Origin of the sequence: Microaerobacter geothermalis (assembly GCF_021608135.1) — a bacterium.
GTDB lineage: Bacteria > Bacillota > Bacilli > DSM-22679 > DSM-22679 > Microaerobacter > Microaerobacter geothermalis.
The window spans coordinates 1-7,045 of the sequence record NZ_JAKIHL010000065.1 but is presented as its reverse complement, the minus strand read 5'-3'; the positions used below and the strand labels follow the sequence as shown (position 1 = coordinate 7,045).

Here is a 7,045-nt window from a genome sequence, read left to right as displayed (position 1 = left end):
ATACGAAGTTCAGAAGAATACTGCATCATAACTACTGGAAACATTTACAACGATTATCCCGGGCATCCCTATACCCATTTTTATCTGGAAATTGATACCAAGCACTTGACATTTTTAGATCAGTATGACCCGGGAGGGAATTATTTTCATATCAAAGAATTTCTAAGGACAGCCTTCGAGTTCGTACTAAGCGGAGAGGCTACAGAACGGGTATTAGCCGTCAAACTGACTCCATCTTTGAAATACCCAGATGTTTTTGATGGCTCCGTTCTTTAGACTCGAAGCGGACATGGATCACATCTAGGCCGAACTCGACAAGCAGACGTGTGAATCTTTAGTTCCGGATCCATAGTGGTAAAAATTTATTATTCTAGGGGGTCGAAAAATGAAAAGGCTTACTTTAATAACCGTCATTTTGTTAACCGTTGTGCTATTGTCTGCTTGTTCATCATCCAAGGAGACTTCAGGGAGTAAAAGCGATCAAGCTAATAAACCTGCCCCAGCTGAAAAGGTAGACAACAAGGAACAAGTTACCCTAAACATCTTTCAATTCAAGGTTGAAATAGCGGAGGATCTGCAGCAATTAGCGAAGGAATATGAAAAAGAGAACCTTAATGTTAAGGTCAATGTTCAAACTGTAGGTGGTGGTGCTGACTATGGTGCCGCATTAAAAGCACAGTTTGCGTCTGGGAATGAGCCAGATATATTTAATAACGGAGGATTTGCAGAGGCCCAAACATGGTTAGATAAACTAGAAGATTTATCCGATCAACCTTGGGTAAAAAATGTATATCCGTCTGCAAAAGTACCTATGACCATTGATGGAAAGCTTTATGGTCAACCTCTAAATTTAGAAGGATATGGATTTATCTATAACAAAGATTTATTTGCCAAAGCAGGAATTACAAAATTACCTAAAACTTTGGATGAGTTAGAAAGGGCTGCAAAACAATTGGATGCAGCGGGAATTACACCTTTTTCAGTAGGTTATGGCGAATGGTGGGTATTAGGTATTCATTTGCTTAATATTCCGTTTGCACATCAACCCGATCCAGATGAGTTTATTCAGGGTCTGAATAACGGAACAGCAAAAATTCCGGGAAATGAAAAATTCGAACAATTCATGGACCTTTTTGATTTAACCATAAAATATGGTAATAAAAATCCTTTAACAACGGATTACAATACACAAGTTACTCAATTTGCCAGTGGTCAGACTGCTATGATGCAACAAGGAAATTGGACGACCAATATGATCTTGGAAATTAATCCGAATATTAATATGGGCTTCTTGCCAATACCAATAAATAATGATGCCGAGGCTATGGATAAACTTCCAGTAGGTGTTCCGAATAACTGGGTTGTTAATAAAAATTCACCGAATAAGGATGAGGCCAAGAAGTTCTTAAATTGGATGGTAACCTCAGATGTTGGCAAGAAATACATTGTTGAGAAATTTAAGTTTATTCCTGCTTTTGATAACATTGAAGCTGCCGGATTAGGGGCGCTTGCCGATGATATTATTAAATACTCCAATGAAAACAAAACCCTTTCCTGGAACTGGTTCAAATATCCAGATGGGGTAATCAATGAATTTGGTTCCATTATGCAAGCTTACGTTGGCGGTCAAAAGACGAAGGCACAATTCTTAGATGATTTACAGTCTGCTTGGGATAATTTAAAGAAATAATTAAAAGAGTTAAGAAAAAACTGGTTAATATAAAACCAGTTTTTTCTTAACGTAATATATGGGTTAAAGGAGTTTTTTATCATGGGAAATCATTGGTGGAAAGAAAGTGTTGTTTATCAAATTTATCCAAGAAGTTTTATGGACTCTAACGGAGATGGAATGGGTGATTTAAAAGGAATTCAAGCGAAATTAGATTATTTAAAAGAGCTTGGGGTTGATGTGATATGGCTTTCTCCCGTTTATAAGTCGCCCAATGATGACAATGGCTATGATATAAGTGACTACTATGATATTATGGATGAATTTGGAACGATAGAAGATTGGGAAGAACTTCTTGCTGAAGTTCATAAAAGAGGAATAAAGCTGATTATGGATCTTGTAGTGAATCATACTTCTGATCAACATCCATGGTTTGTTCAATCACGCAAATCGAAAGATAACCCATATCGTGACTATTACATTTGGAGAAGAGGCAAAAATGGGAAGGAACCAAATAATTGGGAATCCTTTTTCAGCGGTTCAGCTTGGGAATATGATGAAAAAACAGGTGAGTATTATCTGCATTTATTCAGTAAAAAACAACCTGACTTAAATTGGGAAAATCTCAAAGTTCGTGATGAAATATATAAAATGATGAAATGGTGGCTGGATAAAGGGATTGATGGATTCAGAATGGATGTGATTAATTTTATTTCCAAAGTTCCTGGTTTGCGGGATGCATCAGGATCCCAATCCCCTTCCGGGATACAATATTTTGCAAACGGACCTTATGTGCACCAATTTTTAAAAGAGATGAATAGCAGGGTACTTTCACATTACGATATCATGACAGTCGGAGAAACACCTGGGGTTTCACCCGATGAAGCAGTCCTTTATGTAGGGGAAGATCGCAATGAACTAAATATGGTTTTCCAATTTGAACACATGGACCTCGATTCAGGACCTAGTGGAAAATGGGATGTTCGGGATTTGAATTTGAAAGATTTTAAACGAGTGATGACAAAATGGCAAAAAGGATTGGAAGGGAGGGGATGGAATAGCCTATATCTAAATAATCATGATCAACCACGCTTGGTATCAAGATTTGGGAATGATATGAGATATCGAGTAGAATCGGCGAAGATGCTTGCAACATGCCTTCACATGATGAAAGGAACTCCTTTTATTTACCAGGGTGAAGAAATCGGCATGACCAATGTTAAATTTGAAAAAATTGATGATTATAAGGATATTGAAACGCTGAATTGGTACCGTGAAAAAGTAAAAGATGGGGCTGAAGATGTTAAAACATTAATGAATCTTATATATAAAAAGGGTCGGGATAATGCTAGAACCCCTATGCAGTGGAATGATAGCAAAAATGCCGGTTTTTCGGATGGAACTCCATGGTTACGGGTAAATCCTAATTATAAAGAAATCAATGTAGAGCAAGCATTAAAAGATAAAAATTCTATTTTCTATTATTATAAGAAATTGATTCAACTTCGAAAAGGGAATCCGATTATTATTTACGGAACTTATGATCTTATATTGGAGGATCACGAACAAATTTATGCTTATACTCGTACATATAACGAAGAAAAGTTACTAATTATTCTAAATTTTAGCGAAACATCAACAACATTTGAATTACCTGAAAAGATAGCTTATCAATCGGTGGAGTTACTGATCAGTAATTATCAGGTGAAGAATATAGAAAGAATAGATTCTTTTACACTGCGACCATATGAAGCTCGTGTTTATTGGCTCAAGTGAGTGGATAACTGTTATGAGTAAAGAGAGCAAGAAATAAAAAAGAGAAGTTAACAGATGAAGGGAGGAGAATAAGAGTTTTAAATTGAATAAAATATCAATATGTGCCAGGTGAGGGGGAGTTAGCCTTTGTATAAAATGAGGATAAGAAATAAATTAATTCTATTTCTTATGTTGGTAACGATCATACCTTTTGGTACGTCTATTGCAATTACTTATTATTATACAAAGGAGTCCGTGAAAGATCAGTTTATCAGTGAAAATTACAGACTAATTAATCAAGCAAAGTATGAATTCTCTGATTACTTCCAAACTATCACCCAGATTCCCCTAACTCTTTACTTAAATAGAAATCTTATGAATATTCTTGAATTTGGAGTTGGCGATGACTTGGAGCGATATCAGGAACTGAAAAGGGGGCTTTTTAATCTCTATAGTACACGAAAAGATATTAAACAACTTTATCTTTATATTGATCAAAGCAAAGATGAATTAATTGTTTACAACGGGAATATTCTCAGCAAAAAAAATGAGCAGGGATTAGCAGAAAAGCGTTATCAAAGATTGATTGAAAATCAATCATATTTTTCTATTGAACCTACCCATAGAATTAGCGATTATGGATTTTCACTTATTCCTAAAAATCCCTCAGTAAATGTAGTGAGCTTTCACCAAAGTTTAAAACAGGTCCCTTCTTCCCAATTGCTTGGTTTTCTATCAATTGATATTGATTTAAAGAAAATAGAATCCATTGGAAGCCGCCTTTTCACATTAGGAACAGAAGATTTTTATTTGATGGATCAGGATGGGTATGTCGTATATTCTTCCGATCCATCCTTAATCGGCAGAATTAACAATGAGAAATGGTACAATCAAATGAAAACCAATCAGGTAAAACAGCAGAGTTTTGATTGGAAAGATTCCCAGTTTGCCGGAGTTCTTGTATATGACAGATTCTCTGCTCCTTTTGATAATTGGATGATTGTAAAGCGAATACCTTATGAACGCCTGTATAAAGGGGCACGTGATATAGCGATTATTAATATTCTTATTGGTCTTTTCTTTCTGGGTATCGTGATCATAGCAACTTTATTTGTTTCATTTAGAATTACATCCCCTATTAAAATTCTAATCAACAATATTAAAAGGATAGAATCTGGTAGACTGGAGACCAATTTTGACTCGTTGGGTAATGACGAATTTGGATTATTGGGAAAACATTTTAAGTCAATGATCGAAAGAATTAATCATTTAATTGATCAAGAATATCGCTTGGAAATTGAAAATAAAATAAATCAATTTAAAGTCTTACAATCCCAAATTAACCCGCATTTTTTGTATAACTCTTTACAATCCATCGGGACTTTAGCCTTAAAAAATCAAGGTGCTCAAGTTTATACTTTATTAACTTCTCTCACACAAATGATGAGATATGGAATGAATATAGAAGAGAATTTGGTCACACTTAAAAGAGAAATTGAACATGCTGAGTCTTATCTTGTCCTTCAAAAGCAACGGTTTGGTGAAAAATTTAATTATCATATTGATGTTGATTCCACACTTTATACCACATTTGTTCCAAAAATGATCTTTCAACCCTTAATTGAGAATTACTTTAAACATGGATTTGATAATAGCACGGTAGTTGGAAAGTTGACGATTATATGCAAAAAAATAGATCATCAACGATTTCAGATTATTTTAGAGGATAACGGCAAAGGAGTTTCAATAGACAGACTTCATATGCTTCAACAAATGTTACATAAGGACAATGGATTTAAAAACATCGAAAGAAACAGTATTGGACTGAAAAATGTTTATCACAGGCTTAAATTATATTATGGAAATCAAGCAAGTATGAATATTTATACTCATCAGGATGGCGGTTTTGGTATTGAGATAAGAATACCAATTGCTTTTAGAGGAGGTGATTAAATGAAGGCCATAATTATTGATGATGAAGCCCATGTTCGTGAAGCAATACAACTATTGGCTGACTGGCATCGGTATGGGATTGATACCATATATGAAGCAAATGATGGAGAAGAAGCAATGGAGTTAATCATGAAGCATCGTCCAGAGATTATTTTTACCGACATGATGATGCCAAGAAAAGATGGCGTTGCTCTTTTGCAATGGATTCAAGAGCAGGGTTTAGAGAGTAAGATTATTGTGATCAGTGGATTTGATGATTATAAATTTATGAGAACAGCGATTCATTACGGCAGTTATGATTATATCTTAAAACCAATTGATGAAAAGATCCTAAATCAAACTTTAGAAAATGCTGTAAATGACTGGAACTTAGATGAAGAAGAACGAAAAATAGAACTTAAAAACAGCATGAAATTGAGCGAGGTTGAAAATGTCTATTTGGACTATTTATTTACACATTTACTTGGAGAGTCTTCCAATCACGCTTATTTGTATAAAAAAATAAAAGAGGAATTTAATCTAAATTGCCAAATGGAATGCCAAGTGGTAATAGTTTACTTAAATCCACTGGTTAAAAAAATTTACCAAGGAAACATGGACTTGTGTTATTTTTCTCTACTCAACATTTTTAATGAATATTTGCGAAATAACAATATTGGAATTGCATTTCGCAACCTGAATAAAGAAGACGAAATTGTTCTTCTCGCTTGGAAAGAGCTGCACAACTTCAATTATCTGTTAAGAAAAATGTATTGGTCCGTTTTTGATACATTGGAATTATCATGTGTGTTTGCTATTGGGAATAAAGATGTTGTTTCAAATTTGCAACAATCTTATGAGGTTGCCTTAAATGTTTTAAACAAGGTTAATCTGATCAATATGAGTGGAAAGATACCAATTTTCGATGGAAATGATTTATCGGCTGGTAAATTAATTCATCTATTTGATTATTCTCAAGAAATAGGACTAGCAATTTTTAGCGGCAATGAAAAACATTTGATGGATACCCTGAATGAAGTGTTTACGGCATTAAAGAACAACAACCATATTTCTTTGGAACAATTGGAAATTTGGGAGAAGGAATATCAGATATTAAGGGTCCATTGGTTAGATGAAATAGGTATAAATTCAGATGACATCCAGGATGAGCAAGTTTTTTTTTGGGAAGAGCATGGAAGCATATCTTTAGAGAAATATTTGGAAGAAAAGCGCAAACAATTTACTACATTATTTTTCACTTATCATAAAGAAAAGAAAGAAAAAAATATTATTTATGAAATCAAACAGTTTCTAGAGCAGAATTACCAGCAAGATATTAAACTTCACCATATATCAGAACGCTTTTATCTTAGTCGTGAATATATTTCCCGTAAATTCAAACAAGAATATAATGTGAATATCACTGATTATATAGTGAATATCCGAATGAACAAGGCAAAAGAACTTCTCACTTATTCCAATCTTCGAATCTGCGAGATTTCTAACCTGGTTGGTTATCAAGATGAAAAATATTTTGATATGAAAATAATTCCCTCCCGGGTCATACTGATCTAAAAATGTCAAGTGCTTGGTATCAATTTCCAGATAAAAATGGGTATAGGGATGCCCGGGATAATCGTTGTAAATGTTTCCAGTAGTTATGATGCAGTATTCTTCTGAACTTCGTAT

At 34.3% G+C, this 7,045-nt stretch carries 5 protein-coding genes; all 5 read left to right on the top strand.

Going from position 1 to position 7,045, the window contains the following annotated elements; genetic code table 11:
- Positions 1-276, top strand: a 276-nt coding sequence (locus L1765_RS15495) for a hypothetical protein (protein WP_236408397.1), incomplete at its 5' end; no start/stop codon positions are given.
- Positions 277-385: 109 nt separating this feature from the next.
- On the top strand, positions 386-1,690 hold the full coding sequence (locus tag L1765_RS15490; protein WP_236408396.1) for an ABC transporter substrate-binding protein: 1,305 nt from the start codon (positions 386-388) through the stop codon (positions 1,688-1,690).
- Between the two features lie 81 nt (positions 1,691-1,771).
- On the top strand, positions 1,772-3,445 hold the full coding sequence (locus tag L1765_RS15485; protein WP_236408395.1) for a glycoside hydrolase family 13 protein: 1,674 nt from the start codon (positions 1,772-1,774) through the stop codon (positions 3,443-3,445).
- Between the two features lie 234 nt (positions 3,446-3,679).
- Positions 3,680-5,377, top strand: coding sequence for a sensor histidine kinase (locus tag L1765_RS16150; protein WP_236408394.1), 1,698 nt, complete (start codon positions 3,680-3,682; stop codon positions 5,375-5,377).
- Entirely contained in the window at positions 5,378-6,931 is a 1,554-nt protein-coding gene (locus L1765_RS15475) for a response regulator (protein ID WP_236408393.1), read from the top strand.
- The last annotated feature ends 114 nt before the right edge of the window (positions 6,932-7,045 follow it).